Here is a 26,948-nt window from a genome sequence, read left to right on the forward strand (position 1 = left end):
GAGTGAAGGCCGGTTTCGCGCGAACCGCACAGATTCCCCCCAGCGCCCCCGCATCTCGAAGAGGTAGACCCATGAGCACCGCGATCTTCTACGACCGCCACGGCGGGGTCGACGTCCTGCGCGTCGGCGACGAGCCCGTGCCGGCCCCCGGTGAGGGCGAGCTCGTCGTCGCGAACCGCGTGGTCGGGGTCAACCCGGCGGACGTCAAGAGGCTCGCCGGGGAGTTCGGCGGCAGCGACGAGTTCCCGCAGGTGCTCGGGTTCGAGGCGGCGGGCGTGGTCGAGGCGGTCGGCGAGGGTGTCGAGGGCTTCGCGGTGGGTGACGAGGTCGTGTGGAGCGGCACGGGCGCGCAGCGCGAGCGGTCGGTCGTCGCGGCGACCAAGGCTCGGGTCAAGCCCGCGAACGTGCCGTTCGAGCAGGCTGCGGTGCTGCCGGTCGCGGCGTCCGCGGCGTTCTCGGCGCTGGTCCAGGCAGGCGTCGGGGACAAGGACGTCGTGCTGGTCCACGGTGCGTCGGGCGGGGTGGGCTCGGCCGCGGTGCAGATCGCGAAGGCGCTCGGCGCGCGCGTCGTCGGGACGGCGTCCGCGCGCAACCACGACTACGTGCAAGGTCTCGGAGCGACTGCTGTGGCGTACGGCCCGGGTCTCGTGGACGAGGTCCGCGCGCTCCCGGACGGTCTCGCGGACGTGACCGCGGTCGTCGACACCGTGGGGTCCCCGGAGACCGTCACCCAGACGGTCGACCTGTTGGGCGCCGACGGCCTGGAGCGGGACGGGAAGCCGCGCGCCGTAACCCTGGTCGAGTCGCAGGAGTCGCTCGCTGCGGGCATCGCGTCCAAGGTGTCGCAGAAGGGCGCGCTCGCCGAGGTGCTCGCGCTCGCCGAGGCCGAGCTGCTCTCGTCGGAGATCTCGGCGCGCTTCCCGCTGGCCGAGGCGGCCCGCGCCGTCGAGCAGGTCGCGGGCGGCCACGTGCGCGGCAAGGTCGTCCTGGAGGTCTGACCCTCCCTGGGGGGGCGCCCGAGGCGCGCGTGGGTGGGGCGTGGTTCGCTGGGTGTCATGCCGACCCGCCCCGCAGTGCCCGACGACGCCGGCCTCCTCGTCGAGGTGCGTCGCCTCGCGCTCGCGTTCCCCGGGGCAGAGGAACGCATGTCGCACGGGCGCGTGACGTTCCGCGCGCGGCTCATCTTCGCGGTCTTCAGCGGCATGACGAAGGCGACTGCTTCCGCGCCGGTCCGGCAGTACCCGCGCTCTGTCCTCGTCAAGGTCGACCCCGCGGAGCACGCGGCCCTGTCGCAGGACCCACGGTTCTACGTGCCCGCGTACTACGGCCCGGCGGGCTGGCTCGGCCTCGATCTCGACGCCGCCCCGGTCGACTGGCAGGAGGTCGCGGAGCTCCTCGACATGTCCTACCGCGAGGTCGCGGGCCCTCGGCTCGTGGCCCGGCTCGACGCCGAGGGGTCACCGGCCGGGCGGTAGTCGGCCAAGAACGCTGAGTGCGGAGCAGTTGTCGTCGATGCATCGCATCGACGACAACTGCTCCGCACTCAGCGGGAGGGTGGGACGTGGCGTCAGCGCGTCCCGACCAGCTCCTCGTCGGCGGCCGAGGCCGCAGGCTTGTCGGACGCGTTCGCGGTCGACGCGTCGACGTCGGACTGGGCCGCGGTCTCGTTCGTGTCGTCGTTCGAGTCGTCGTCGTCCGTGAACAGGTCCTCGACGTTCACGCCGTCGTACTGCTCGACGTCGAGGATGCCCTCGCGCTTGGCCACGACCGTCGGCACGAGCACCTGGCCCGCGACGTTGACCGCGGTGCGGCCCATGTCGAGGATCGGGTCGATCGCGAGCAGCAGGCCCACGCCCGCGAGCGGCAGGCCCAGCGTCGACAGCGTCAGCGTGAGCATGACGATCGCGCCGGTCAGGCCCGCGGTCGCCGCAGAGCCCACGACGGACACGAACGCGATGAGCAGGTAGTCCGTGAAGGACAGGTCGATCCCGAAGAGCTGGGCGATGAAGATCGCGGAGATCGCGGGGTAGATCGAGGCGCAACCGTCCATCTTGGTGGTCGCGGCCAGCGGCACGGCGAACGACGCGTACTCGCGGGGGACCCCGAGGTTCCGCTCGGTCACGCGCTGCGTCACGGGCAGCGTGCCGATCGAGGAGCGCGACACGAACGCGAGCTGGATCGCGGGCCACGCGCCCTTGAAGTAGCTCGTGACCTTCAGCCCGTTGGTCCGCAGGACCACGGGGTAGACGACGAACAGCACGAGCGCGAGGCCGATGTAGATCGCGGCGGCGAACGTCGCGAGCGGGGACAGCAGGTCCCAGCCGTACTCCGCGACGGCGTAGCCGATGAGGCCCAGCGTGCCGAGCGGCGCGAGGCGGATGATCCACCACAGAACGGTCTGGATGATGGACAGCGCCGAGCGGTTGAACGCGAGGAACGGGTCCGCCTTCTTGCCCGACTTGAGCGCCGCGATACCTACGACCAGCGAGATCACGACGATCTGCAGGACGTTGAAGGAGATCGAGGTCGAGGCTCCCTCACCCTGCAGCTGCGTGCGCGCCCCGATGCCCAGGAAGTTGCTCGGGATGAAGCCGTTGAGGAAGTCGAGCCACGAGCCGGAGCCCGAGGGCTCGCTGCCGTCGGCCGTCGACAGCGTCGTGTTGGCGCCCGGCTGGAGCACGAGGCCCAGGCCGATGCCGATCACGACGGAGATCAGCGCCGTGATGGCGAACCACAGGATCGTCTGCCCCGCGAGGCGTGCGGCGTTGGTGACGTTCCGCAGGTTCGCGATCGACGCGACGATCGCGGTGAACACGAGCGGCGGCACGATCGCCTTGAGCAGCGTCACGAACGACGAGCCGATCGTGTCGAGCGTCGTCGTCAACCAGTTCGGGACCTCGTCGGGCGTTCCCGCACCGGACGCGGGCCCCATCGACAGGGCGACCCAGCCCAGCACGACACCCAGGACGAGCGCGACGAGGATCTGGACGGTGAAGGAGGGGAGCTTGACGCGGCGCTTGGGCGCGGGGGCACCGGTCGCGGACTTCTCCGGCGCGGCGGTGGCCGCGGCCTGCGAAGAGGAGGAGGAGGGCACGGTTCTGCTTTCTTCGTCACGGGCACGAGGGGTGCCCAGGGATCGCGAGGATCGCGAGAGGGAGGGAGTGCAGTCGTCCCGGCCCGGAGGAAGGAGGATCCCGACGTCTGGGTCGCGTGGACGCGAGCCCGTACGGGTCGCGCGTCTCGTGCGCGGCGCAGCCGGGGCGGGTCCGTGCAGCACGGGCTCGCGGCGGGCACGCCGAGGTCAGGAGGGTGGGGAGGACTGCTGTGCGGGCCTGGGGCCCAGCGGTTCAGTGGGTCAACAACAGAGCGCGCTGGCGACTCGTCGCAGATCGACGTCACGGCGCGCGGTGAAGTTCCACCGGTTCAGCAAGGATTCGACTCCCGTTCGGGCCGGCCCGGGGGCCGGCGGTGCAGGCGATCGTCGCCCACGGCTACCGATGGTAGCCGAGGAGGGAACGTCGTCGGGCCACGACTCTATTCCCTGGGACGGAAACGTCTCACGGGCCCGGCCGCTACCCGTCGGTGTTCGGGGCGTCGAGGAAGGCCTTCAGGAGAGGGCCCGCGGTCACCGACCCACCGTCGCCCGTCTCGACGAACACGGCCACGGCGAGGTCGCCCTGGATCGCGATCATCCACGCGTGCGCCTGGTTGCCGTCGCCGTACTGAGCCGTCCCGGTCTTCGCCCCCACCTCGCCGGGCAGGTCCGCGAGCAGCTTCGCGCTGCCGTCCGTGACGACCGAGCGCATGAGGCTGCGCAGCGTCGCGGCCTCGTCGGCCGTGAGAGCGGACGGCGTCGGGGTCTCGGCCGCCGCGGGCGTGACCTCGGGCCGGACCAGGACGGGCGAGACCCGCTCGCCCTTCGCGACGCTCGCCGCGAGCGTCGCCATGCCCAGCGGCGAGGCCTCGACCTTGCCCTGGCCGATCAACGACGCGGCATGCTCGGTGGCCTCGGCGGTGGCCGGCACCGACCCGAAGTAGCCGGGGGCCCCCAGGTCCGCCTCGACGCCCAGACCGAGGTCGGCGGCGGCGTCGTGCAGCGCCTGCTGCGAGACCGCGTCCCGCTGCGCGATCATCGCGGTGTTGCACGAGTTGGCGAACGCCGTCCGGAACGGCACGTCCCCGATCGCCGCCGCGGGGAACCCCGGGACGTTCTGGAAGGTGCGGCCGTCGACCGTGATGTCCGGCGTGCAGGCCACGGTCGTGTCGGGCGTGATCCCCGAGCGGAGCATCGCGAGCGCCGAGGCCACCTTGAACGTGGACCCGGGGGCGTACTTCCCGGTGGTCGCGGTGGACGTCCCGTCGCCTCCCGGACCGCTCGCCGCAGCGAGCACGTTGCCCGTCGAGGGTTCGATCGCGACGATCGCGCTCGCCGACGGGACGCCGGACAGCACGCTCTCGGCCACGACCTGCATGTCGGTGCGCAGCGTCGTCGCGAGCGGCACGCCGGCGACCGGGTCGACCGTGAAGACGTCCGTGACGTCCTCGACCGGGTCGGGCTGCCCGTCGCCGTCCAGGTCCTGACCCGTGTCCTCGCCGGCGCTGCCGTCGGCGACGACGCTCACCGTGATCCCGGGCGTCCCCCGGAGCTGGACGTCGTACTGCCGCTGGAGCCCCGACAGGCCGATCGTGTCGCCCGCGACGACCTGCCCCTCGGACTCCTCGACGGCCTCGGCCGTCGCGTCGCCCACACGCCCCAGGATGGCCCGCGCGAAGGTCCTGGTCGGGGCGAGGTCGAGCTCCCCGTCGACGACCGAGGCGCCGTCGATCGCGCGCACCGCTGCGACGTCGATGCCCGCGGTGTCGTCCGTGCGGACCACGATGGCCTCGACGAACGCCTTCTCGCCCGCCCCGGCGACCTTCTGCGCGTAGGCCTCTACGTCGATCCCGACGGCGGCGCCCACCTGGCGCGCGACCGCGTCCTGGCGCGCGGGGTCGAGGTTCATCTTGTCGACGCCGATCCGGTGGACGGGACGCGGCTCGACGACGGGTCCGCCGTCGGCGCCCAGGATCTGCGCGCGCTCGGGCCGGACGCGGGTGACCGCCAGGCGGTCGCCGTCCTTGAGGTCCGGGACCAGGACGTCGGGCTCCCACGCCACGGCCCACTGCTTCGCTCCGCCGTCCGGCGCGTCCTGAAGCACGAGATCGACCGTGGTCTCGTAGGTCCACGGCGTGGTGTCCGTGACGTCCCAGGTGTACGCGAGCGTGGCCGTCGCCTGCTTGCCCTTGTTCTCACCCTCGGTGGCGACGTCGAGCTTCGCGACGGTGACCGTGCGTCCGACCGCGGCCAGCGGCTCGAGCACCGCGTCGCGGTGCGCTGAGACGTCGAGGTTCGCCTGGGTGAGCGCGACACCCTCGAAGTCACCCTCGGCGATCGCGGCGGCGAGGTCGTCGGCGGCGCCGTCGGGGCTGGGGGCGTCGTCGCTGCACGCGGTGAGCGTCAGGGCCAGCACCGCCAGGGCGGTCGGGCCGAGCGCCCGCCGCCAGGTGAGGCGTCGTGCCTCGGTGCGCCTGTCGACCTGCTGCGTGCGAACCACGTGCTCCCCCTCGATGCCCTGCGGCAGACGGTCCGCCGACGGGTCGGCGGAAAGAGTTGACCCGGGCATCCTCGCCCGCCTGCGAGGCTAGCCCACGCCCACGCGGGAGCGCGGCCACGGCGCGCACGTCTTCTCCGGAGCGTCACAGGTTCTCCGCCAACCCGGTCCACCGCGCCGGGACGCCAGGCCCTTCCTACAGTGGAGACGACCGGAGGAGGCACAGATGCCGAGGATCCGCACCGACCGGGGGCTCGACCGCCTCGTCAACTTCACCGACGCGTCGGTCGCGATCGCGATCACGCTGCTCGTGCTGCCCCTGATCGACCTCGTGACGGACGGCGAGGAGCACTCGGTGGCGTCCCTGCTCGCCGACGAGCGCGGCACCTTCCTCGCGTTCGCGATCAGCTTCGTGGTCATCGCGAACTTCTGGGTGGGTCACCACCGGGTGTTCGAGCACCTGCGGGACTACTCGAACGCGATGCTGTGGGCCAACTTCCTGTGGCTCGCGAGCATCGTGTTCATCCCCTTCACGACCCAGCTCCTGGCCGACCAGGGCACCGACGAACCAGCGGTCAACGCCCTGTACATCTCGGTGATGATCGTGACGACGGGCAGCCTGGCACTCGTCGAGTGGCTGGCGGTCCGCGACCCCGACCTCCAGCACCCCGAGGTCCGGGGAGAGCTCGAGGTGAAGGGAGCGCTCGTCGCGGTGCTCCTGCTGCTCGTGATCCTGGTGCTCGCGGTGGTCGCCCCGGGGGTCGGCATGTTCTGGCTCTTCCTGCTGTTCCTGGCCGGGCCGCTGACCCGGTGGGCCGAGCGGCGCCGGACCGGCCGACCGCGCGAGCAGGGCGGCGACGGCGAGGCCTCGTAGGACCCGCTACACGGACGTCGGACGCACCGCCTCGCCCATCCGCCGGACGGCCTCGGTCAGCACCTCCTGGCTCGTCGCGAGGTTGAGCCGCACGTGCCCGGCCCCTCCCGGCCCGAAGTGCCGACCGTCGTTCAGGGCGACCTTGGCCCGGTCGAGGAAGAACCGGTACGGGTCGTCCGACACCGAGGACATGTCGAGCCAGGCGAGATAGGTGCCCTGCGTCGGCTGGTAGCGGACCTGTGGCAGGTGCTCCTCCAGGAGGTCGACGAGGAGCAGCTTGTTGCGGCGGACCCCGCGCAGGACCGCGTCGAGCCACGGGGTGCCGTCCGTGAGGGCGGCGACGTGCGCGATCACGGAGACGTGGCCGACGCCGTGCACGACTTCCTCGGGGATGCGCCGCAGGTCGTCGACGGCCTCGGGGCCGCCGACGGCGATCGCCGCCTTGAGGCCCGCGAGGTTCCACGCCTTGGAGGCAGAGAGGACCGCGATCGCGTTCTCGGCCCCGGCGACGGTCACGATCGGTGTGCAGGCGACCCCGGGCGCCGTGAGCGGTGCGTGAATCTCGTCGGACACGATGCGCACGCCGTGGCGGCGCGCGAGGGCCGCGAGCGCCTCGAGCTCCTCGCGCGTGTGCACGGTGCCCGTGGGGTTGTGCGGGTTGCACAGCAGGTAGACGGCCCGGCGCCCGCTCCCTGGTCCGGTCCCGTTGAGGGTGGCGCCGGTCGCGTCGGCGAAGGCACGGTCGAGCGCGTCGAGGTCGAGGCGGAAGTCGGAGGTGAGCGGTGCGGTGACGATCCGGCGCCCCTCGTTCTGCGTGAACCCGAAGAACGGCGGGTAGACGGGCGGGCTGACCACGACCGCGTCCCCCGGGCCGGTGAGGACCTTGAGGATCTCCATGATCCCGAGCATCACGTCGGGCATCATGCGGGTGCTCGACGGGTCGATCGACCAGTCCCAGCGGAGCCTCGCGAAGCCGGCGAGAGCCTCGGCGTACGAGGTGCCGTAGTCGTACCCGGTGTCCCCCGAGCGCATGGCCTCGGTCACCGCCTCGACGACGGGCGGTGCGAGCTCGACGTCCATCTCGGCGACCCACAGGGGCAGCACGTCAGGGGCGTAGGCCCGCCACTTGAGGCTGGTCCGACGGCGGAGCGCGTCCAGGCTGACGGCGTCGAGCGGGTTGTCGGTCGCGAAGGGAGAGGTGGTCACGAGATCGAGCCTACGACGGGAGCACCCGGTGGACGGGACCGCTCAGTCGGTTCAGTCGGTCGAGGGCCGCCCGGCGCCGACCCCGGACCGCTCGAAGACCCCCTGGGGTAGCGCGAGCGTCGTCGTGGGCGTCTTGGTCCGCTCCGTGGCGCCCTCGCTGGGAACCTGCGCACCGTCGTCGGGCAGGGCGGGACGCGCACGACGCCCGTGCGCCGGGGGCGCGCCCGCGAGGACCGACCGGGCGACCCGCATCACCACGAAAGCGACCACCGCGAGGGCCACGGCCCCGATCACGATCTTCTGCAGGACCCCCGCATACTCCTCGACCAGGTGCCAGCTCTCCCCCAGGGCGAAACCCGCCCCGACGAAGATGCTGTTCCAGATGAGGCTGCCCGCGGTCGTCAGGAGGACGAACTTCGGCAGCGGCATGCGATCCACTCCCGCCGGGAGCGAGATCAGGCTCCGGAAGATCGGGATCATGCGCCCGAAGAAGACGGCCATGCTGCCGTGCTTGTGGAACCAGGCCTCGGTGCGGTCGACGTCCTCGAGCTTGACGAGCGGCAGCCAGCCGATGATCCGGCGCGTGCGCTCACGCCCGACCAGGGCACCCACGTAGTACAGGGCGATCGCCCCCACGAGCGACCCGACGGTCGTCGCGATCACCGCGGCGAACACGTTGAAGCTCCCGCGGCTCGCGGTGAAGCCCGCGAGCGGCAGGATGACCTCGCTCGGCAGCGGCGGGAACAGGTTCTCGAGCGCGATCGCCAGACCGGCGCCGAACACGCCCAGCGTCTCCATGAGCGACACGGCCCAGCCCGCGACGCCACCCAGTTCGGGCTCGCTCGCGGCGGCCACGTGCACGAGGTCGACAGAGAGGTTCGCGAAGGGCATGCGCAGACACTATGCGCCGGACACCGGACATTTCGAGCTCGGGCGTGTCTCCGCTGAGCACCTTCACGGGCTGTTCACTCTCTCGTGCCGGACACGCCCCACGATCGACGCCGCGGCGGCGACCCGGTCCTCGACCGTCCCGTCGAGGAGGTGCACCGGGACGCCCGTCTCCGCGGTCGTCTCCCGCGTGAGCGCCTCGGCCTCGGCCCGGAACGACTCGCTCACCGGCCGGTCCTCGGGTGGGAGCGGGAACCGGACCGGGAGGAGCAGGAAGAGGTCGTAGGTGCGCGCCGCACGGGCACAGGCCTCACGCAGGAAACCGTCCACGACGTCGCGCAGGACGCCGTCCTGCCGCGCACCGGAGAGTGCCTGACGACGCAGCCTCACCGCGGCGTACACCCATTCGTGCAGGACCGAACCGTCGGAGATCATGTCGGGCGTCGCGCTCTCCTGCTCGACGCGCTGGGCGTACCGCCGCAGGCTCAGCTGGAGCACCTCGGCCTCGGTGCACTCGAGGAGCGACCTGGGCGGCGAGCCGACCGGGTCCCTCATGGCGTCCAGCCCGGGGACCGCGAGGCCCGTCCGGCGCCCCAGCTCCCCCGACAGGGTCGACTTGCCGACCCCGTGGGCCCCAACCACCGCGACGCGCACGCCCGTCTCCTCCCGTCGTCCCTCACCACTCCACGCCGCGCAGCCCTCAGACGGCCACGAGGCCCCAGCCACGCCGGCCCCCCACGACCGCGAGGGGTGCGCCGGGGACCGCGACGACCGTCGGGTGGCCGGTCAGCCCCATGTAGCCGGCGTCGGACAGGTCGTCGCCGTACGCGGCCGAGTGCGGCAGCGAGATCCCCTCCCGCCGCGCGTGCTCGGCGACGGCACTGGCCTTCGCCTCACCGATCATCGGGACGGCCACGCACCCCGTGAACCGCCCCTCGCGCACCTCCGGGTCGGTGACCAGCAGGTGAGCACCGCCGAGCACCTTCGCGAGCGGGGCGAGCGCGGGTGCGAAGGACCCGCTCACCAGGACCACGACGTGCCCCGCGCGACGGTGCCGCTCGACGATCGAGACCACCTGCGGGCGCAGGACGCCACCTCGACCCGCCGAGGCGAACCACCGGCGACCGACCTGCACGACGTCCCCGACCGACCTCCCCGCCCACCATGTGAAGTAGTGCCGGTTGCGCTCGGTCCGGGTCACGCCCGCCTCCCGCATCGTCGCGATGTCCCTCAGGAACGCGGCGGCCTCCTGGTCCGCTCCCCGCTCGGCGGCGTCGAAGCGGAGCAGCTCGAAGAGCGTGACACCGGTCGTCAGCGTCCCGTCGACGTCGAGGTAGGCCGCGACCCGGGGAGGCTCGCTCACACGTCGCCGCCCGCCGCGATCCGGTCCCGCACGAGCCGGCTCAGGCCGTCGAGGTCGCCCAGGCTCGCGACGTCGTAGTCGCTCACCTCGATACCGTAGGCCTGGCTCACCACGGCCGCGATCTCCGCGGTCGTGAGCGAGTCGATGGCCAGGTCGTCGAAGGTCGCGCCGGCGGGGCGCAGGTCCGGCAGCCCTGGGATTGCCCGGCTGACGAGGTCGGCGATGGACTCGGAGGTCGGGTCGAAGACGGTCTCGGTCATGGTGCGCTCCTTCTCAGAGGTCCTGGACGACGAGGCGTGGCCACGTCGCCGTCGCGGCGCCCCAGGTGGTTCCTCCACCGAAGGCGGTCAGCAGGATGCGTTCGTGCGGTGCGAACGTACGGGCGTACGCGGCCAGCGCCAACGGGATCGACGCGGCCGAGGTGTTGCCGGCGCGGTCGAGGTGGATCACGACCTTCTCCGACGCGATGCCCAGCGAGTGCGCCACGAGTCGCAGGATGCGTTCGTTGGCCTGGTGCGCGACGAACCAGTCGACGTCCTCGACCGACCACCCCGAGAGGGCGAGCGCACGGCGCGACGACGACGACATCGCCGCGACGGCAGCGCCGAAGACCGACCGCCCGTCCATCCGGAAGTACGCGTCGGAGGCGTCGACGACCTCACGGTGCGGAACCCTCGAGCCGCCGGCCGGGACGGTGATGAGGTCGTGGGCGCTCCCGTCGGAGCCGAGGTGGAACGCACCGAGGCTCCCCGCTTCGTCGGGGTCGCCCCCGTCGACGACGACGGCCCCCGCGCCGTCGCCGAAGAGGATCGACGTCGCGCGGTCGCGCGGGTCGACGATCGAGGTGAACTGGTCGGCGCCGATCACGAGCGCCCGGCGGTGGAGCCCGGCGAGCACCGCCGCACTGGCCTGGGCGAGCGCGTAGACGAAGCCCGAGCACACGGCTGCCAGGTCGAAGGCCGCCGCGGCGCCGAGCCCTAGCCTGCTCGCCACCAGAGGGGCGGTGGCCGGGCACGACCGGTCGGGCGTGCTCGTCGCGACGACGACCAGGTCCACGGCCGGTTCTCCCGCGGAGGCGAGCGCCCGGCGCCCGGCCTCGACCGCGAGGTCGGACGTCGCGCACCCCTCGTCGGCGAAGCGCCGTTCCCTGATCCCGGTCCGTGTCCTGATCCACTCGTCCGAGGTGTCGACGAGCGCCGCGAGGTCGTCGTTGCTCACGACCCGAGGCGGCAGGTACCCGCCCACACCGCGCAGGACCGCTGCGCCCGGTCGGTCACGTGAGGACATGCGCGACCACCCGTTCCTTCTCGTCCCGCACGTCGAGCAGGTCGTAGTCGACCTGTGCCCGGGCCACCGCCTCCTCGATGGTCACGACGCGCGGCAGGTCGTAGTGGTCGGTGATCGCCTGGAGGCGCTCCGGGATCGAGCCGCCGATGCTCACGTTGGGGATGCCCAGCGCGGCGATCTCCCGCTGGAGCTTCTCGTCCGCGAGCCGCCGGAACTTCTCGTTGACCGGGCGGTGCCCGTCGGCGACGAGCGGGAACTCGATGGGCAGGTGCACGAACGCGTCGTAGCTCGCCGCGGCGTGCTGCTTGGCGGGGACGCCGAGTGCGTCGATGACCTCCTCGAAGAACCGGATCGCGTCGGTGCGCTCGACGGAGTCGAGGTCGATCGAGTCGTTCGGGTTGATGCCCACCAGGACGCGCACCGTGCCGTAGACCCACTCGTGCAGCGAGGAGCCGTCCGAGATGAACGTGTCGCCCAGGTGCGACTCGTTGACCGCTCGCTCGGTGTTGCGCCGGGTGATCAGCATGAGGATCTCCGCTGCGCTGCACTCCTCGAGGGTCTTGCCGGGGACGGAGATCGGGAGGAGCTCACGCATCGTCTTGGCCGCGCTCCGGGGGATCCCGGTGAGGTGCGCGAGCGCGAGGGTGGTGAAGGTCTTGCCTGACGAGTAGGTCCCGGAGATCGCGAGCCTCATGACAGTCCTCTTTCCTCGGTGGGTCGAGCGGTGGTCGGTGGGATGGTCACCGTGGTGGTGACGGGATGCGGTGGGCGACGTCGCAGCGCACGCTCGTGCCGTGCCCGACGACGGCGCGGGCCTCCGTGCAGCGCCAGGTCTCCCCGCGAAGCACGACGAGCCGTGGTCGGACCAGGGCGACCTCGATGGGGTGGGTCGTGTCGAGCCAGAGCGCTGTGCCGTCGGACTCGACGACGGTCCGTCGCATCCACAGCGTGCTGCTCTCAGCACGCGGGACGTGGTCCAGCTCGTAGAGGAGCACCTGGGCGAGCTGGAGCGTCGCGACGAACGCCTCGACGAAGGAGAGGCTCGGGCGGGCGGTCGCCCCGATGCCGAGGTCCTGGTCCGCGGTCCCGGGAAGCGTGGCCGCGACGAGCTGCGCGTGCGCCTCGTCGTGGCCGACCGTCGCGACGTCCCGCACGTCGACCGAGCGGCCGGCGTACCCCGAGCCGTGGACGCGGCGCGGCGCAGCGCCCAGCAGCTCGTCGGGCGAGGCGACGGTCAGGTCCACGCGCCCGGCGACGGCCAGGGGTCGGTGCACGGTGACCTCGACCGTCATGGTCCCGACGAACGCGTGGACGGTCACGTCCCGGTCCCGGCACGCGTCGTCGAGCCTGGCGGACACCGCGAAGTCCTGGTGGGCCCCCTCGACCGGGTCCTTCCCGGCGACGACCACGACGCGCCGCAGCACGACGTCGACCAGGAAGGCGGGCGAGAACGTGGCGGCCAGCAGGATCTCGGCGGCCTGCACACCCAGGACCAGGACGTCGGTGGTGCTCAGGTGCGGCAGCTGGTCGACGTCCCCCTTGGTGGACCAGCGCTCCGCGACGCTGATCGACCCGCGGGCGTCCAGCCGCGAGGCCGCACCGTCGTGCCGGACGGCGACGGACCGCAGCCGGGGGTCGGTCCCCCGGTAGCCGCTGCCGAAGAAGCGCGACGCCGAGGGGCCGAGGAGGTCGTCGATCGTCGGGAGCGTGGGGAGCGCCGTCGAGGTGCCGTTCTCGGTGGCCATGGTGTCCTCCTGGTTCCTCGTGAGCGTTCCGGTCGGTCGTGTCTGCTGGGTGGCGCGGGACCCGTCGTCGTGGACCGGTCCCTCTCGCGGCGGGGTCACCCCCGGCCGTGCGGGACCGGCCGGTCTGCACGTCCCGCACCGGCGTCCGCGAGGTCGGTCGCGGACCGGTCCCCGCCGGGCCGCCGCTCGGCCGGCAGGAAGACCAGGATCAGGACCGCGGTGGCGAGGATCAGCACGGCGTTCACGAGCAGACCCGCGTGGACGCCGCCGAGCACCGCCTCGCTCGAGCTCGGGTCGTCGAACCGCCCGGTGGCGAACGCGATCGCGACTGCGCTGATGAGCGGGGTCCCCACGGTGAACGCGATCTGCTGCGTCTGGCCGGCGAGCCCGGTCGCGAGTCCCTGCTCGGAGTCGGGCAGACCCGACGTCACCGTCACCGTGTAGGCCACGATGACCAGGACGTGCCCGAACCCGCCCACGGCCGTCGCGAGGAGGATGTGGACGAACCCGAGCGCCTCGCCCACCCCGAGAAGGAGGAACGTGAGGGTCGTGACGCCCTGCAGGGTCAGACCGAGCAGCAGCGTCCCCTTGGCCCCGAGACGGTCGATGATCCGCGCCGCGACGAGCCCTCCGGTGAAGGCTCCCGCGCCCAGCACCCCGAAGGCGAGCCCCGTCGCGAGCGCCGACGCCTCGAGCACGCGCTGGAGGTACAGGGTCAGGAGGAAGACCTTGCTGCTCTCCATCGCGAACGTGGTGAACCCGGCGAGGTTTCCCCAGGACACCGTGGGCCTGCGCAGGATGGTCACGGCGGCCAGCGGGTGCGACGACCTGCTCTCGACGAACCAGAAGCTCACGAACGCCGTGACGGAGAGGGCGACGAGCCCGAGGAACGCGGGCGACCCCCACCCGGAGCGCTCACCCGTCGAGATGCCGAGGACCAGGGCGAGGAGCCCTGTCGACAGGAGCGCCGCGCCGGGGACGTCGAGCTTCTGCTGCTTGCGCTCGCCGTGGTCGGTGAGGAGGAAGGGCGCGGCCGCGAGGATGAGCAGCCCCGCCGGCACGTTGATCAGGAACGTCGAGCGCCACCCGAGGACGTCGGTGACGACGCCACCCAGGACGGCACCCACGGCGAAACCGAGCGAGAGCAGGGCGCCGTTGAGCCCCAGGGCACGGTTCCGCAGCGGTCCTTCCTCGAACGACGTGGTCAGGAGGGAGAGCGCGGCCGGCATCGTGATCGCGGTCGCGAGCCCCTGCCCGGCCCTGGCCGCGAACAGCACCCAGGGCTCGGTGGCGAACCCGCCCACGGCCGACGCCACGGTCAGCACGACCATGCCGATCAGGAACATCCGCTTGCGCCCGTGCAGGTCCGCGACCCGCCCCATCACGAGGACGAGGCTCGCCGCGGTCAGCGCGAACGCCGTCACGATCCACTGCAGGTCGGCGTCGGGGATCCCCAGGTCCTCGCCGATCACGGGCAGCGCCACCGTCACGATCGAGAAGTCGAGCGCGAACATGAACTGTGCGCCGAGGAGCACGATCAGGACGAGTCGTTGACGACCGGTGAGCGCGAGGTCCTCGCTGGTTCGTGTCATGCCTCGAGGATGGGCGCGGGCGAGCACGTCATCCAGAGCGGCCTTATAGGGGTGCTGGGACCACCAGGCTGCTCGCGTCCTCGGCGGGCGACCAGGTGCGCCCGCCCTCCCTGGAGCGGCGCACCCGACCGAGCACGACGTCGGCGAAGTGGCTGCCCGCGCCGACCGTCCTGGGCTCGGCGAGCAGGTCGAGCGTCTCGGCGCGCGTCGCCCGGGACCTGACGGGGTCGGCCTCGAAGCACGAGCCGAGCGCTGGGAGCCCCACCTGGACGCTGCTGTGCATGACGTCGCCGAAGCACAGCAGGCGTTCGCCCCGCGACTCCAGGAGGTAGGAGGTGTGGCCGGCGGTGTGCCCCGGGCTGGCGAGCGCCGTGAGGCCGGGCAGGATCGACCGACCGTGCTCGGCGACCTCCCACGCACCCCGTGCGAGCGCCGGGTGCGCGTCGAGCTCGATCGACGACGCGACGTGCGGGACCGAACGCAGCGCGGCACCGACCGGATGCTCCCCGTGCGCGAGCCAGCCCGCGTGGTCCTCGTGCAGGTGCGTGAACAGGACCCGGTCGAGCCCTTCGAGGACCCCGGGGGACAAGCGGTCGAGCCCTCCCCCGCGCAGCGTGCCGAGCGCAGGGTGCGTGGCCTCCGCGGCGAGCGTCCGAGGGCCGAAGCCGGTGTCGACCAGGACCGACCAGCCGGGTGCCTCGACGAGCAGGGCACCGACCGAGCCGACGAGGTACCCGTCCTGGTCGAGCAGCCCTGGCGGCACGCTCCGGTCGTCGTCGGGGAGCGAGAACCACCGTTGCGGGTGGAGCTGGACCGTCCCGTCGGGGACGTAACGGACCCGGAGGTCTCCCACGCGCAGGACGCGGGGGCGAGCTGGTCGGTTCCAGCGGGTCACGGCGCTCACCGGAGCCTCTGGAGAGCCTCGGCGGTCCCCGTCCCGGGTCGGGGCAGGTAGAGGAACAGCCGCAGGTCCTCGCCTCCGAGCGGGTTCAGGACGGTGCACTGCCAGGTCAGGCGGCCGATCTGCGGGTGGTCGTAGGTGATGTCGACGTGCGGCTCCACCCCGACCGAGTGCGAGGTCCAGTACGCGGCGAACTCCGGGGACGCGGCCGAGACCCGGTCGGCGAGCAGGTCGAACGTCCGGTCGGACGGGTAGGCCGCAGCCTGCCGGCGGAGCTGTCCCACGATCATGCGTCCGACGAGGGCCCGCTGGGGATAGCGCTCCGCGACCCGCTCCTCGGTGAAGAAGTCGGCGAGGCAGTTGGCCCCGACCTCGCTGCCGAAGACGTGCTCGGCGAGCTCGTTGGTCGCGACGACGTTCCAGTACCGGTCGACGACGTAGGCGGGGAGCTCGGAGAACCCGTCGAGCACGCGCACGAGGTTGTCGCGCAGCTCGGTCGGGGCGCTCGACCTCGACGGGAGCCGCGTACCGGTCAGCTCGTACAGGTAGGCGAGGTCGCCGTCCGTCAGGCGCAGGGCGCGCGCGATCGACTCGACGACGACCGCGGACACCCCGATCTCGCGCCCCTGCTCGAGCCAGGTGTACCAGGTCACCCCGACGTTGGCGAGGACGGCGACCTCCTCGCGCCGCAGGCCCGGGGTCCGGCGCCGCCTGCTGGGGGGCAGCCCGACGTCCTCGGGCTGCAGGCTCTCGCGCCGGGCGCGCAGGAACAGCGCGAGCGACCGGCGCCGCGAGTCGCCGTCGGACGATCGGACCGGGGGTGCGACGACCTGCGACGGTGCGCTCATGCGCTCAGCCCCGTGCTCGCGACGGGCCCGCGTCCGTGGCGTCGCGCGCGGGTGCAGACCGGCGCGGGGGCGCCGGGCACGAGGAGCGAGCGGACGAGCCGGGCGAGCGCGGGCGCACGGTGGAAGAGGTGCCCGTCGTCGACCGCGTGCTCGCGCAGCCGCCCGTGCGTGTACTCGCCCCAGCCGCGCATGAGCTGCGCGGTGACGACCTCGTCACGTGTCCCGTGGACGAGCTCGAACGGGGTGGGCACGGGACGGACCGGCGGCGCGTAGGCGAGCGAGCGACGCACCCCGGCCGTGGTCCGCTCGGCGAGGCCCGGCGCGGGCAGGAGCCTCGCACCGGCACGGAGCAGCGCTTCGGCGCGTCCGTCCGACGGGTCGAGCGCCCCGGGGGGTGCCACGGCCGCGAGGACGAGCGAGCGAGGGAGCGACTCGCCGCGCTCGGCCCTCGTGCGGCACAGCTCGTAGGCGACCAGTCCTCCCATGCTGTGCCCGTAGAGGTGGGCGTCGCCGAGGTCGACGCCGGTGAGGCCCTGGCCGACGTCCTCGGCGATGCTCTCGATCGTCGCGGACTCGCCAGGACGTTCGAGGGCGAGCGGGACCACGTCGACCTCGGGGGCGAGCGCCGCGCGCAGGGGACGGAACCCGGCGGGGTTCCCTCCGGCGTGGTGGAAGCAGTAGAGCGTGACGGGACGCATGGGCGGTCTCCTGGCGGGGCGTCGGGTGGGGGACGATGCGCTCGTGCGCCTCCGCGAGCGCGGGCTCGCGGGGCGGCGGTCGGGTGGTCGACATCGACCCGCCCGCTCCGGACGGTCCGCCGCCCCGGTGTGTCCAGGCATGCTCGTACGTCGTGCGATGACGTCGTCCACCGCGCTCCCCCCGCTCTCCGCCCTCTTCCTCGACCCGCGGGCGGGCGGCGCCTGTGTGCCGCGCGCACCCCGGGTCCGGGACAGCAGGCCTAGCGTCCAGCCTTGCGGCGACCGCCGCAACTGCTTCCCCCGCTCCGTCTCACCTGGCGGGCAGGGGCTCGCGGGAGGTCAGTACCGCCAGCGCGACATGTCCTGCTGGTAGGTCCGGTAGACCACGGGTGACAGCAGCGTCGAGGCCTGCATGTCGACCTCGGGTCCCGGGTGGTCGCCCGCGAGCGTCGCGGTGGCCCGCAGCGAGTCGAGCGTGTGGAAGCGCAGCCCGTCCGGGAGGGGCGTGGCGCCGAAGAGGCGCGCTGCGCCGTCGGGCCCGAGGGTCCCGGGAGCCTCCGCCTCGCCCTGCCCAGCGACGGCAGGCAGGGACAGCACGAAGCCCCACTCGCCGAACGAGGGCACGTTGACCGACAGCGGGACCACGGTCCGCCCGGGCGAGCCCGCGCGCACGGTCGCGGCGACCTGCCAGAACGCGTGCGGCGTGAAGTACGACGACGTCGCCTGGGTCGCGTACACGCCCCCGGGCCGCAGGTGGTTCGCGACCATGGCGTAGAACTCGGTCGAGTACAGCTTGGCGATGCGCTCGTTGGACGGGTCGACGAGGTCGACCAGGACCGCGTCGAACGTCTTGTCGGTGGTGTCCATGAAGCGGAACGCGTCGCCGTTGACGACGCGCACTCGCGGGTCGTCGAACGCGTGCTCGTTGAGGTCGCTCACGAGGCGGTCGGTCCGGGCGAGCTCGGTCACGGCCGGGTCGAGGTCCACGACGGTGACCTCCCGGACGCTCGGGTACCGCAGGACCTCGCGCGCGAGCAGCCCGTCCCCTCCCCCGAGGATCGCGACCGACGCGGGCGCCGCGACCGACGTGAGCGTCGCGTGCGCGAGCGTCTCGTGGTACCTGGCCTCGTCGACCGACGAGAACTGGAGCTGGTCGCTCAGGTAGAGCCGGACGTCGTCGCCGAAGCTCGTCAGGACGAGCTTCTGGTAGGCCGTCGACTCGTAGTGGACCACCGGGTCCTGGTAGAGCCGCGTGTTGATCGCGCCCTCGATCGCGCTCGACGCCGCGAAGCACGCCACGAGGAGCACGACCGTGAGCCGGGCGAGCCACGTCCAGCGCGTGCGTCGTCCCATGCGCCGCAGCATGAACACCGCGACCAGCACGTTGAGCAGCGCGACCGCGTACGCCGTCCGCATGAGCCCCAGGTACGGGAGCATGACGAACGGGAAGAGCAGCGACGCGGCGAGCGCCCCGAAGTAGTCGACCGCGAGGACCTTCGACAGCAGCCCCACGGACTCGTCGCGCCCGTGCTCCTTGAGCAGCGCGACGAGCAGCGGGATCTCGACGCCGATCCCCACACCGAGCGCGAGGGACAGCAGGACGAAGACCAGCCAGTAGATCTCGGTCAGGCTGAACGCCGCGTACAGGATCAGGACCGAGCTGCCGCCCAGCAGGGCGAGCGCGACCTCGTTGCGCACGAAGTTCAGGCCCGGGTTCGTGGCCAGGCGCGTCGCGAGGAGGGATCCGATCCCCATGCCGAACAGCGTCAGGCCCGTCGCGACGGAGAACGCGACGACCGAGTCGCCGAACAGGTAGGACGCGGCCGTGCCGAGGATCAGCTCGTAGATGATCCCGCCGACCGCGACGAGCAGCGCCGCCGCGAACACGGTCGGCTTGTCCATGCCACGGCCCGACGGCGGCGCGTCCCCCGCGGGCGGCGCGTCCCCGGCGGGCGGCCCGCCTCCCGCGGACCCGGCGCCTCCTGCGGGCCGTCCGGTCTCCGTGCGCGTCTCGCCGACCACGGTCAGGAGAGGATCGTCCCCGCGATGATGATGCCGATGGCGACGGCCAGCCCGGCGATCATGATCCCGAAGGCCGTGTTGTGCTCCTCGACGAGCTCGCGGTGCAGGTTGAGCTTGAAGAGGTAGTTGACGACCACGATCGTCAGGACGAGCAGGACGATGCCCAGCACCGAGTAGACGATCGTGGACAGGAAGGCGTCGAGGCGCAGCTCGTCGATGATGCTCATGGTTGCTCCGGGTGTCGTGAGGGTGGGTGTGGTCGAGTCGTCGTGCGGTCGTGCGGGGCGCTACTTGCCGAGGCCGCCGCCACCGCCGCCGTAGACCGATCGGCGGTAGCAGGTCTGGTCGGTCGTGACCGGGTCGCCGCTCGCGTCGTACTGCTGCTCGACCGTGCGGGGCGTGCAGTCGTCGTCGACGACGTCGCGGTCCCCGCACGCGGAGAACAGGCCGATGCCCGTCGCGAGGATCAGCACGAACGCGACCACGGGGTTGACCTTGACGTCGCGCGGCGCGACACGCTTGCCGAAGTGGGCCTTCTGGCCCGCGGCGTCCAGGACGGTGCCGTGGTAGAGGTCGATCACGCGGTCGTCGAACTTCTCGAGCGACAGGACCAGGTCCTGGGTCCGGAGCTCGGCGTACGCGACGCGCTGGCCCACCGTCAGGTCGTAGGTGAAGGACCCGTCGAGCGACGCGATGGTCCCGACCCCGACCTCCGTGACCTTCGTGCGGTACTTCCGACCGCTGAGCGTCACGGTGACGACCTGGCCCTTGCGCATCCGCGTCGGGTCGAGGGCCTCCTCGGACTCCGCGGGACGGTAGAGCGTGACGGCCTTCGTGTCGTGGTCGTACTCGACCCAGAAGTCGAGGTTCTCGTACCCGAGGACCTCCCACTCCTCCCAGTAGTACGTGACGCCGTCGCTCGGGTCCTTCTCGCCGTAGACGACGACGCCCTGTGGCAGCGACCGCCAGGGCGGCACACCGATCAGGTGCTTGCCGAGCGACATGCGCGCCCTGGGGCGGCGAGCTCTCACAGGAGGGTCCGGACGGCGACGCCGGCGGCGGAGAAGGTCTCGCGCAGCAGGTTGCGCGTGTCCTCCTCGAAGCTTCCCGACGACGGTGCGCGGCAGGTCGTGAGGGTCACGTAGGCGGTGCCGTCCTCGGGCCACGTGTGGACCGCGAGGTGGGACTCGGCCAGGAGTGTCGCCATGCTGAACCCCTGCGGGACGAACCGGTGCGAGGTCTCGCCGAGCGGGGTCAGCCCCGCACGGTCGACGAGCCGGGAGAGACAGGTGCGGACGGTGGTCTCGTCGTCGAGGAGAGCGGGGTCCCCTCCTGAGATGTCGAAGACGTAGACGAGGTTGCGGTTGACCGGATCGGTCGGCACATGTTCTCCCTGAGCAGCGGCTGGCGGCGTCACGGTAGCGGATGCCCGACGTTCCGGAAAAATGCAGATGCCGGCTGGAACCAGGCTTCACCCGACCGACGCCGCGCCCGCGGCTACTCCCCGGTGATCAGGTCGTCGAGCCGCCTGATCGGGTCCCAGGCCCCGTCCTCGCTGTTGGACACGACCGCGATCGTCACGCCGGGCTCGCCGCCCCGCCCCGGGTAGTGCTTCACGATCGCGCTCGAACCCGTGTTGATCCCGTCCTTGGACAGCGACCGCACGCTCCCGTCCTCGGTGACCTCGATCTCGAGGCCGAACGCGTGGTGCAGCGCCGCCGTCTGCCCCGGGCCGGCGCCGGGCACCTCGTGGTGCAGGGCCTGCGGGCTCAGGAACGCGTCCGTGAGGTCGGGCGGCAGCAGCTCGCCCGCCCGGACGGCGTCGAGGAAGCGGACGAGGTCGGCCGCGGTGACGTGCGCGCCGCCGTCGGGCGAGCCGATGGGCGGGTAGCTGTAGATGTTCTGCCGCCATCCCACGACGGGCGCGTCGCCGTCGGCCGCCGCCGCGCGGACGGGCTCCCAGCCCTCCGCGACGTCCGGGACCGCCTCGCGCATGTCGAAGAAGCCCGACGACGTCATGCCCGCGCGCGCGAACACGTGCTCGCGGACGTAGTCGCGGTAGGTGAGACCCGTGGCGCGCTCGAGCGCCAGCCCGGCCAGGACGTACCCCACGTTGCAGTACCGGCAGCCCTCGCCCACGGGGAACGTCGGGGTCTTGTGGACGAACTGGGGCAGGAAGTCCGCGGTCCGGGTGACCGAGTAGTTCGGCTTGTCGACCCACAGCGCCTCGTAGGACTCGCCGGCCTCCTCGTCGGCGTCGTCCGCGATGCCCGAGGTGTGCGACAGCAGGTGGCGCAGCGTCGCCTCCCGCGGGATCTGGGTACCGTCGAGGTCGACGTAGTCGTGGATCGAGGCGTCCAGGTCGAGGGTCCCGGCCGCGACCTGCTGGAGGACGGCCACCGATGTGAAGAGCTTGGTCACGGACGCGACGTCGAAGCGTGTCGAGACCGTGACGGGCACACCCCAGCGTCGCGAGGCCACGCCGTAGGCCTGCTCGAACAGCGTCTCGCGCTCCCGTGAGACGAGCACGACCCCCGAGAACTCGTCGCGCGCGGCGGCACGCCGCAGGTGGTCGTCGAACGCGGCGAAGGATCCCGTGGTGAGGCTCATGCCCTCGACGGTATGCCTCGCGGGCCGAGTCGGGCCAGGGCTTTGCGGGAGTGGCAGGATCGACGGATGGACCTCGAGGACTTCTTGGAGCACGTGAACCGCGGCGACCTCATCGAGGGAGGGTCCGCGGAGCACGCCTTCATGCACGGCGCGGCCCAGGAGGCGCTGCGGGTCGTCGCCGAGCTCAACTCCGGCTATCGCACGCCCCACGAGGTGCGCGGTCTGCTGTCGCGGCTGACGGGGGTCGTCGTGGACGAGTCGGTCACGCTCTTCCCGCCGTTCCACTGCGAGTTCGGCAAGAACCTGACCCTGGGCAAGGACGTCTTCGTCAACAGTGGCTGCCGCTTCCAGGACACCGGTGGGATCGCCATCGGGGACGGGACCCTCATCGGCCACGGGACCACCTTGACGACCCTGAACCATGCGGTCGACCCCTCCCGCCGCGCGGACATGATCCCGGCACCGATCAGGATCGGACGCAAGGTCTGGTTGGGGGCATCGGTCACGGTGGTCCCAGGCGTGACCATCGGCGACGGTGCGATCGTGGGTGCCGGAGCGGTCGTGACCAAGGACGTCCCGGCCGACACGATCGTCGCAGGGGTGCCCGCGAAGGTCCTGCGCACCACCGGGTTCGACTCGTCCCTCGGCTGACCGTGCTCGCCCGCCTGCTCCGTCTCGCGAACCGTCCGAAGGAGAACCACCGTGCCCCGTCCTCGTCTCGGCGTGATCGTGCCGCGCGACCTGCCGGTCACCGACCTGCTGCCGTTCGTCTCGCGCGCCGAGGAGATAGGCCTCGACGAGGTCTGGGTCGTCGAGGACTGCTTCTTCCGGGGCGGGGTCGCGCAGGCCGCGACGATCCTCGCGCGCACCGAGTCGATCCGCGTGGGCATCGGGATCCTGCCGGCAGCGGTGCGCAGTCCCGCCATGACGGCCCTCGAGGCCGGCACGCTCGCCGAGCTCCACCCGGGGCGGCTGCTGCTGGGGATCGGGCACGGGATGCCCGCGTGGATGCGGCAGATCGGGGTGTGGCCGGCGAGCCCCCTGACCCTGCTGGAGGAGACGACGAGCGCCGTCCGCTCGCTGCTGCACGGCGAGCGCCTCACCGTCGACGGACGCTACGTACAACTCAATGACGTTGCTCTGTACAGCGCTCCGGCTGTCGCGCCACCCGTCCTCGACGGGGTACGCGGGCCCAGGTCCCTGGAAGTCTCGGGCCGCGTCGCCGACGGCACCATCCTCGACATGCCCGTGACCCCCGAGTACCTGGGAGTCGTCCGCGAGGCCGTCGAGCGCGGCCGCGCCGCAGCCGGACCGAGTGCCCCGCCCGAGCACACGCTCGTCGCGTTCGCCCTCACCGTGGTGCACGACGACGTCGCGACGGCCCGCGAGATCGTCCGACCCGCACTGGGAACGTTCGGGGCCGCCGACTGGACCGCGCAGATCGACCCGCTGCCGTTCGCGACCGCGTTCCGGGCGCTGCGCGACTCGACCGGGACCCCCGAGGCGTTCGCCCGCGCGATGCCCGACGAGTGGGTCGACCAGCTCGCGATCGTCGGGCCCCCCGACGTGGTCCGGGCGCGACTGGCCGCGCTCGACGCGCACGGGGTCACGAGCGTGGTCGCGGTCCCCACGAGCCCCGACCCCGGACGACCGGACGACCCGTTCGCAGCGCTCGACGCGCTCGCACGGGTCGTGGCGCCCGCCGGGAAGTGACCTCACGCCCCTGACTCGCGCGAGTCAGAGGCGTGAGGTCACTTCCCGGCGGAGACGGCTCGGGCGTCGTCAGACCTGCGCACCGACGCTCCGCACCACCGGCTCCCAGTCGCTGGGCTCGAGCGGCTCGACGGGCTCGGCCGCGGCCCAGCCCCGTGCCGCCTCGATGGTCGAGGACAGCAGATCGTAGAGCGCGTCGTCGGCGTCACGGGATCCCGCCTCCGAGATGCCCTGGACCGCGGCCGCCACGATGCTCGGCGCAGCGTCGCGCGCGAACCGTGCGGGACGCAGCCGTGAGCCCTTGCAGAACGACTCCGCCCAGGCCGCCGTGCGGGGCACCATGTCCAGGGCGTCCTGCGACGCCTGCGTCCGGGTACCGGGCTCACGGCCCTCGAGCTGGTCCAGCATGCGCTCGCCCGCGATGATCGCGACCGCGAGGACGTCCTGCCGGTCGCTCGGCGAGACGGGCAGCGCCGTCTGCGCCGCACGCAGCGAGATCCACACGCTCCAGCGCGGGTCGTCGGACCGCAGCCCGATCACGGACGGGATGAGGATCGCCAGGCGCGGCCGGGCTGCATCGCTCGTGAGGTCGTTGACCGCTCGCGCGAGCATCGCGACCAGCGGGTGCGTGCACTGGGGATGGTCGCTCCAGCGTTCGCCGGCCAGGTACGACGCGAGCTCCATGAAGCACGCGCCCTTCTTCGGGTTGCGGTGCTTGCCGCGTCCAAGCATCGGTAGCACGTCGTACGTCGATGTCACGAGGGCACCTCCATCAAGGGGTCCGGTCCATTCCAGTCTGCGACCGGCGACCGTTGTTGGCAACGGGTGGGAACCGACCCGTCCGCCTCACGGGCGGGCCTGGTCACGGCACGTCGCCGAGGCGCTGGTCGAACCGCGCGAGGAAGGGTCCCTCGCCCGGCGGCCTCACCCCTAAGGCACCTCAGACCACCTCAGGCGAGATGCGCCGTCGGGCCTGAGGTGGTGGCACCCCAGAACCTGCCCGCTCGACCCGTCCACGCCCCAGCCGGCGGCCGACGACATCGCGCTCCTGCAGTACACGGGGGGCACGACGGGCACGCCCAAGGGCGCGGTCCTGACGCACCGCAACCTCGTCGCGAACACCGTGCAGGGTCAGGCGTGGGCGTCGTTCCGCGAGGGCGAGGAGACCGTCTACGGCGTCCTGCCGTTCTTCCACGCGTTCGGTCTCATGTTCTGCCTGACGCTCCCGGCGCGGATCGGCGCGACGCTCGTCGCGTTCCCCAAGTTCGACGCCGAGTCGTTCCTGGCCGCGCAGAAGCGTCGCCCCGCGACCTTCCTCCCGGGCGTCGCGCCCATGTTCGACCGCATCGCCGCCGCGGCCGCCACGGCCCGCGCGGCGGGCAAGCCGGTGGACCTGCACTCGATCCGGCTCGCGTTCGCGGGGGCGATGCCCATCAGCCCGACGACGGCGCGCACCTGGGAGGAAGCGACCGGCGGTCTGCTCATCGAGGGCTACGGCATGACCGAGGCCTCCCCCGTCGCGCTCGGCAACCCCGTCTCGGTCGACCGCCGTCCCGGGACGCTGGGCCTGCCGTTCCCGAGCACCGACATCCGGGTCGTCGACCAGGACGACCCGACGAAGGACGCCGTCCCGGGCGAGGACGGCACGGTCCGCGGCGAGCTGCTCATCCACGGGCCGCAGGTCTTCCAGGGCTACTGGAACCGCCCCGAGGAGACGGCCCACCAGCTCCTCGACGGCGGGTGGCTGCGCACGGGCGACGTCGTGACCGTCGACGCCGACGGGGTGGTCACGCTCGTCGACCGCATCAAGGAGATGATCATCACCGGCGGGTTCAAGATCTACCCGTCGCAGGTCGAGGACCACCTGCGCCTCATGCCGGGGATCCGGGACGTGGCCGTCGTGGGCCTGCCCGGCGAGGGCTCGGACGAGCGCGTGGCAGCGGCCGTCGTGCTCGACGAGGACCAGGGCACCGCGAGCGGTCTCCCGATCGACCTCGCGGCCGTGCGCGAGTGGGGCGAGCAGAAGCTCGCGCGCTACGCCCTGCCCAAGCACCTGTTCGTCGTGCCGGACCTGCCGCGCTCGCAGATCGGCAAGGTGCTGCGCCGCGTCGTGCGGGAGAACGTGCTGGGCAAGCCGACCGACGGCGACGGTCCGGGGCACTCGACGGGCGGCGCGGCCCCGACCGCCTGACCCTTCTCAGGGGACCAGCAGGTCCCGCACGTGTGCCGCGATGTCGTCGCGCACGAGCCGCATGCGCTCCATGCCCTCGATCCCGCGCAGGGACGGCTCGTCGGTGTCCCAGACCACGACGGGCGTCCCGTCGTCGGTGGTCACCTGCGCCTCGCGGCCGAGGACGACCACGACGTCCGCGGCCGCGACCAGCTCCGGGGTCAGGGGCTTGGGGTGCTCGCCCGACAGGTCGACGCCGACCTCCTCGAGCGAGGCGACCGAGAGCGCGTTGAGGCTCGACCCCGGCGAGGTCCCGGCCGAGTCGACCCGGACGTCGGGGGCGATCCGCCGGGCCAGCCCGGCGGCCATCTGCGACTTCCCGCCGTTCTTGACGCACACGAACAGGACGGATCGGGGGGTGCTCATCGGGGGGTCCTCCTGGTCGTCGGCCGACCGGACGTCGGCCGACGTCCGGCCGTGCTGGTCGCAGGTCCCACGCTACCGGTGGAGCACGGAAGGACCCAAGGGTCAGTCGGTCGAGTCGGGCGAGACGACCTCCCACGTCCCGAGCTGCGTGAACCCGGCACGGGCTGCGAGGGCGCGGGACGCGGCGTTGTCGACCTGGCAGCGGTACTGCGGCTCGTAGCCCTGCGACAGGGCGTAGCGGCTGATCGCCCGGACGACCTGGCGGGCGTGTCCCTTCCCCCGTGCGTCGGGGAGCGTCAGGACGCCCGTGTCCGCCAGTCGTGATCCTCCCCAGGGGTACATGCTCGCGGCTGCCACGAGCCGCTCGCCCTCGAACGCACCGAACACGGCCCAGTGGTCCAGCTCGACGTACGCGTCGTCGAGGTCCTGCTCGGGCGCGCTCGCCCCGAACGCGGAGAAGGCCGTGGCGTCCTGGGCGGTCAGTCGGCGCACGCCGGGTGCGTCGGCGTCGGCGCGCAGCTCCGCCTCGGCCCGGGCGGTGAGGTGGAAGACGCAGTCGGCCTCGTGCAGCGCGATCCCCGCGGTCCGCAGCGCCCGGCGCACCGACCGCTCGGTGACAGCCCGCGGTCCGGCGAGGTCCAGGAGGCCCGCGACCCGCGGGGTCACCGCCACCAGGACGGCACCGTGCCCGTCGGAGGGTGCGACCGGGTCGGCAGGTCTGCCCGAGGCGTCCGCGCCACGGGTCGTCAGCACCGTGACGCGACGGTCCTCGGGCAGGCCCGCGTCGCTCACGACCGTGAGCGCCGCGTCCCGGTACAGGACGTCGCCGCCCACGAGGGGCGCGTGCCAGAAGTCGGTGATCGTCTGGGAGAACATGGCCAGGCTCCTCGGAGGTCGCGGGCAGCGACCTGCTGCGCGTTCCGCACGGTACAGGCGCCAGGGAGCGCGCTCACCCCTTTTCACGGCCCCTGACGCGCGACCCACGCCCTGCGCGCGGCGAGGCCGACGCGCGGG

At 72.5% G+C, this 26,948-nt stretch carries 28 protein-coding genes; 6 read left to right on the forward strand and 22 right to left on the reverse strand.

Translation table 11 applies throughout. The features are described from left to right. Window positions 1-71 precede the first annotated feature (71 nt). Window positions 72-998, forward strand: coding sequence for a quinone oxidoreductase family protein (locus IE95_RS0104235; protein WP_030150384.1), 927 nt, complete (start codon window positions 72-74; stop codon window positions 996-998). 57 nt (window positions 999-1,055) lie between these two features. Beyond that, a complete protein-coding gene (locus IE95_RS0104240) occupies window positions 1,056-1,475 on the forward strand; it encodes an MmcQ/YjbR family DNA-binding protein (RefSeq protein WP_030150385.1) in 420 nt (139 codons plus the stop codon). A 92-nt stretch (window positions 1,476-1,567) separates the two neighbouring features. On the opposite strand, the gene IE95_RS0104245 is transcribed toward IE95_RS0104240, so the two are convergent. Both IE95_RS0104245 and IE95_RS0104250 read right to left on the reverse strand, forming a co-directional pair. Then, window positions 1,568-3,094 (reverse strand): dicarboxylate/amino acid:cation symporter, encoded by a 1,527-nt coding sequence (locus IE95_RS0104245; protein ID WP_084689792.1) that lies wholly within the window; start codon window positions 3,092-3,094, stop codon window positions 1,568-1,570. A gap of 478 nt (window positions 3,095-3,572) precedes the next feature. After that, on the reverse strand, window positions 3,573-5,594 hold the full coding sequence (locus IE95_RS0104250; protein WP_240666317.1) for a penicillin-binding transpeptidase domain-containing protein: 2,022 nt from the start codon (window positions 5,592-5,594) through the stop codon (window positions 3,573-3,575). A gap of 223 nt (window positions 5,595-5,817) precedes the next feature. Between IE95_RS0104250 and IE95_RS0104255 the strand changes: the two genes are divergently transcribed. Next, a complete protein-coding gene (locus tag IE95_RS0104255; protein WP_051702710.1) occupies window positions 5,818-6,465 on the forward strand; it encodes a TMEM175 family protein in 648 nt (215 codons plus the stop codon). Window positions 6,466-6,471: 6 nt separating this feature from the next. Here the strand turns inward: IE95_RS0104255 and IE95_RS0104260 are convergent, their stop codons facing one another. The 17 genes from IE95_RS0104260 to IE95_RS0104340 all read right to left on the reverse strand — a co-directional run bounded on the left by IE95_RS0104260 (window position 6,472) and on the right by IE95_RS0104340 (window position 21,625). Next, entirely contained in the window at window positions 6,472-7,671 is a 1,200-nt protein-coding gene (locus IE95_RS0104260; protein WP_030150389.1) for a MalY/PatB family protein, read from the reverse strand. A 51-nt stretch (window positions 7,672-7,722) separates the two neighbouring features. Further along, the gene (locus tag IE95_RS0104265) at window positions 7,723-8,562 is read right to left on the reverse strand and encodes a DedA family protein (RefSeq protein ID WP_084689794.1); all 840 of its coding nucleotides are present in this window, start codon (window positions 8,560-8,562) and stop codon (window positions 7,723-7,725) included. Window positions 8,563-8,625: 63 nt separating this feature from the next. After that, window positions 8,626-9,213, reverse strand: coding sequence for an AAA family ATPase (locus IE95_RS0104270; RefSeq protein WP_051702711.1), 588 nt, complete (start codon window positions 9,211-9,213; stop codon window positions 8,626-8,628). Window positions 9,214-9,259: 46 nt separating this feature from the next. Next, window positions 9,260-9,922, reverse strand: a complete 663-nt coding sequence (locus tag IE95_RS0104275; protein WP_051702712.1) for an HAD family hydrolase — start codon at window positions 9,920-9,922, stop codon at window positions 9,260-9,262. Continuing rightward, window positions 9,919-10,182: an acyl carrier protein gene (locus tag IE95_RS0104280; RefSeq protein ID WP_030150393.1), complete on the reverse strand. Its 264-nt coding sequence runs from the start codon at window positions 10,180-10,182 to the stop codon at window positions 9,919-9,921. The genes IE95_RS0104275 and IE95_RS0104280 overlap by 4 nt, the downstream gene beginning before the upstream one ends. 13 nt (window positions 10,183-10,195) lie before the next feature. Beyond that, the gene (locus IE95_RS0104285; protein WP_030150394.1) at window positions 10,196-11,209 is read right to left on the reverse strand and encodes a beta-ketoacyl-ACP synthase III; all 1,014 of its coding nucleotides are present in this window, start codon (window positions 11,207-11,209) and stop codon (window positions 10,196-10,198) included. Beyond that, window positions 11,196-11,903, reverse strand: coding sequence for an AAA family ATPase (locus tag IE95_RS0104290; protein ID WP_030150395.1), 708 nt, complete (start codon window positions 11,901-11,903; stop codon window positions 11,196-11,198). Before IE95_RS0104290 ends, IE95_RS0104285 begins: the two co-directional genes overlap by 14 nt. Window positions 11,904-11,949: 46 nt before the next feature. Next, window positions 11,950-12,954, reverse strand: coding sequence for an AvrD family protein (locus tag IE95_RS0104295; protein ID WP_129429556.1), 1,005 nt, complete (start codon window positions 12,952-12,954; stop codon window positions 11,950-11,952). Window positions 12,955-13,049: 95 nt separating this feature from the next. Next, entirely contained in the window at window positions 13,050-14,546 is a 1,497-nt protein-coding gene (locus IE95_RS0104300) for an MFS transporter (RefSeq protein WP_084689796.1), read from the reverse strand. A gap of 43 nt (window positions 14,547-14,589) precedes the next feature. Continuing rightward, window positions 14,590-15,450 (reverse strand): MBL fold metallo-hydrolase, encoded by an 861-nt coding sequence (locus IE95_RS20635; RefSeq protein WP_164984133.1) that lies wholly within the window; start codon window positions 15,448-15,450, stop codon window positions 14,590-14,592. Next, complete coding sequence (locus IE95_RS20640; protein WP_030150399.1) at window positions 15,447-16,295, reverse strand: helix-turn-helix transcriptional regulator; 849 nt, start codon at window positions 16,293-16,295, stop codon at window positions 15,447-15,449. Before IE95_RS20640 ends, IE95_RS20635 begins: the two co-directional genes overlap by 4 nt. Further along, the gene (locus IE95_RS19460; protein ID WP_051702714.1) at window positions 16,292-16,993 is read right to left on the reverse strand and encodes a thioesterase II family protein; all 702 of its coding nucleotides are present in this window, start codon (window positions 16,991-16,993) and stop codon (window positions 16,292-16,294) included. The genes IE95_RS20640 and IE95_RS19460 overlap by 4 nt, the downstream gene beginning before the upstream one ends. Window positions 16,994-17,332: 339 nt before the next feature. Continuing rightward, on the reverse strand, window positions 17,333-19,015 hold the full coding sequence (locus IE95_RS0104320; protein ID WP_240668884.1) for a polyamine aminopropyltransferase: 1,683 nt from the start codon (window positions 19,013-19,015) through the stop codon (window positions 17,333-17,335). 2 nt (window positions 19,016-19,017) lie between these two features. Further along, window positions 19,018-19,242 carry a DUF350 domain-containing protein gene (locus tag IE95_RS0104325; RefSeq protein ID WP_030150402.1) on the reverse strand — a complete coding sequence of 75 codons (225 nt, stop codon included), beginning with the start codon at window positions 19,240-19,242 and terminating at the stop codon, window positions 19,018-19,020. 60 nt (window positions 19,243-19,302) lie between these two features. Then, window positions 19,303-20,019 (reverse strand): DUF4178 domain-containing protein, encoded by a 717-nt coding sequence (locus IE95_RS0104330; protein WP_030150403.1) that lies wholly within the window; start codon window positions 20,017-20,019, stop codon window positions 19,303-19,305. A 23-nt stretch (window positions 20,020-20,042) separates the two neighbouring features. Beyond that, on the reverse strand, window positions 20,043-20,399 hold the full coding sequence (locus IE95_RS0104335; RefSeq protein WP_036570846.1) for an S-adenosylmethionine decarboxylase family protein: 357 nt from the start codon (window positions 20,397-20,399) through the stop codon (window positions 20,043-20,045). Between the two features lie 113 nt (window positions 20,400-20,512). After that, the gene (locus IE95_RS0104340; RefSeq protein WP_051702715.1) at window positions 20,513-21,625 is read right to left on the reverse strand and encodes a serine hydrolase domain-containing protein; all 1,113 of its coding nucleotides are present in this window, start codon (window positions 21,623-21,625) and stop codon (window positions 20,513-20,515) included. A 66-nt stretch (window positions 21,626-21,691) separates the two neighbouring features. Between IE95_RS0104340 and IE95_RS0104345 the strand changes: the two genes are divergently transcribed. Both IE95_RS0104345 and IE95_RS0104350 read left to right on the forward strand, forming a co-directional pair. Beyond that, window positions 21,692-22,276, forward strand: a complete 585-nt coding sequence (locus IE95_RS0104345; RefSeq protein ID WP_030150406.1) for a sugar O-acetyltransferase — start codon at window positions 21,692-21,694, stop codon at window positions 22,274-22,276. Between the two features lie 51 nt (window positions 22,277-22,327). Further along, window positions 22,328-23,338: an LLM class flavin-dependent oxidoreductase gene (locus IE95_RS0104350; protein WP_036570848.1), complete on the forward strand. Its 1,011-nt coding sequence runs from the start codon at window positions 22,328-22,330 to the stop codon at window positions 23,336-23,338. A 69-nt stretch (window positions 23,339-23,407) separates the two neighbouring features. Here the strand turns inward: IE95_RS0104350 and IE95_RS0104355 are convergent, their stop codons facing one another. Next, on the reverse strand, window positions 23,408-24,097 hold the full coding sequence (locus IE95_RS0104355; RefSeq protein ID WP_240666313.1) for a hypothetical protein: 690 nt from the start codon (window positions 24,095-24,097) through the stop codon (window positions 23,408-23,410). Window positions 24,098-24,311: 214 nt separating this feature from the next. On the opposite strand from IE95_RS0104355, the gene IE95_RS0104365 reads away from it, so the two are divergent. Further along, window positions 24,312-25,529 (forward strand): AMP-binding protein, encoded by a 1,218-nt coding sequence (locus IE95_RS0104365; RefSeq protein ID WP_084689800.1) that lies wholly within the window; start codon window positions 24,312-24,314, stop codon window positions 25,527-25,529. A 6-nt stretch (window positions 25,530-25,535) separates the two neighbouring features. Here the strand turns inward: IE95_RS0104365 and IE95_RS0104370 are convergent, their stop codons facing one another. Both IE95_RS0104370 and IE95_RS0104375 read right to left on the reverse strand, forming a co-directional pair. Next, on the reverse strand, window positions 25,536-25,934 hold the full coding sequence (locus tag IE95_RS0104370) for an arsenate-mycothiol transferase ArsC (protein WP_030150411.1): 399 nt from the start codon (window positions 25,932-25,934) through the stop codon (window positions 25,536-25,538). A gap of 102 nt (window positions 25,935-26,036) precedes the next feature. Further along, complete coding sequence (locus IE95_RS0104375; RefSeq protein WP_030150412.1) at window positions 26,037-26,810, reverse strand: GNAT family N-acetyltransferase; 774 nt, start codon at window positions 26,808-26,810, stop codon at window positions 26,037-26,039. Between the last annotated feature and the right edge of the window lie 138 nt (window positions 26,811-26,948).

Source organism: Oerskovia turbata, assembly GCF_000718325.1.
In the GTDB taxonomy this organism is placed as follows: Bacteria; Actinomycetota; Actinomycetes; order Actinomycetales; family Cellulomonadaceae; genus Oerskovia; species Oerskovia turbata.

Coding starts and splice junctions, on each gene's coding strand:
- IE95_RS0104235 (WP_030150384.1), top strand. CDS start 72: ATGAGCACCGCGATCTTCTACGACCGCCACGGCGGGGTCGACGTCCTG.
- IE95_RS0104240 (WP_030150385.1), top strand. CDS start 1,056: ATGCCGACCCGCCCCGCAGTGCCCGACGACGCCGGCCTCCTCGTCGAG.
- IE95_RS0104255 (WP_051702710.1), top strand. CDS start 5,818: ATGCCGAGGATCCGCACCGACCGGGGGCTCGACCGCCTCGTCAACTTC.
- IE95_RS0104265 (WP_084689794.1), bottom strand. CDS start 8,562: ATGCCCTTCGCGAACCTCTCTGTCGACCTCGTGCACGTGGCCGCCGCG.
- IE95_RS0104280 (WP_030150393.1), bottom strand. CDS start 10,182: ATGACCGAGACCGTCTTCGACCCGACCTCCGAGTCCATCGCCGACCTC.
- IE95_RS0104285 (WP_030150394.1), bottom strand. CDS start 11,209: ATGTCCTCACGTGACCGACCGGGCGCAGCGGTCCTGCGCGGTGTGGGC.
- IE95_RS0104290 (WP_030150395.1), bottom strand. CDS start 11,903: ATGAGGCTCGCGATCTCCGGGACCTACTCGTCAGGCAAGACCTTCACC.
- IE95_RS0104295 (WP_129429556.1), bottom strand. CDS start 12,954: ATGGCCACCGAGAACGGCACCTCGACGGCGCTCCCCACGCTCCCGACG.
- IE95_RS0104300 (WP_084689796.1), bottom strand. CDS start 14,546: ATGACACGAACCAGCGAGGACCTCGCGCTCACCGGTCGTCAACGACTC.
- IE95_RS20640 (WP_030150399.1), bottom strand. CDS start 16,295: ATGAGCGCACCGTCGCAGGTCGTCGCACCCCCGGTCCGATCGTCCGAC.
- IE95_RS19460 (WP_051702714.1), bottom strand. CDS start 16,993: ATGCGTCCCGTCACGCTCTACTGCTTCCACCACGCCGGAGGGAACCCC.
- IE95_RS0104325 (WP_030150402.1), bottom strand. CDS start 19,242: ATGAGCATCATCGACGAGCTGCGCCTCGACGCCTTCCTGTCCACGATC.
- IE95_RS0104330 (WP_030150403.1), bottom strand. CDS start 20,019: ATGTCGCTCGGCAAGCACCTGATCGGTGTGCCGCCCTGGCGGTCGCTG.
- IE95_RS0104340 (WP_051702715.1), bottom strand. CDS start 21,625: ATGAGCCTCACCACGGGATCCTTCGCCGCGTTCGACGACCACCTGCGG.
- IE95_RS0104345 (WP_030150406.1), top strand. CDS start 21,692: ATGGACCTCGAGGACTTCTTGGAGCACGTGAACCGCGGCGACCTCATC.
- IE95_RS0104370 (WP_030150411.1), bottom strand. CDS start 25,934: ATGAGCACCCCCCGATCCGTCCTGTTCGTGTGCGTCAAGAACGGCGGG.
- IE95_RS0104375 (WP_030150412.1), bottom strand. CDS start 26,810: ATGTTCTCCCAGACGATCACCGACTTCTGGCACGCGCCCCTCGTGGGC.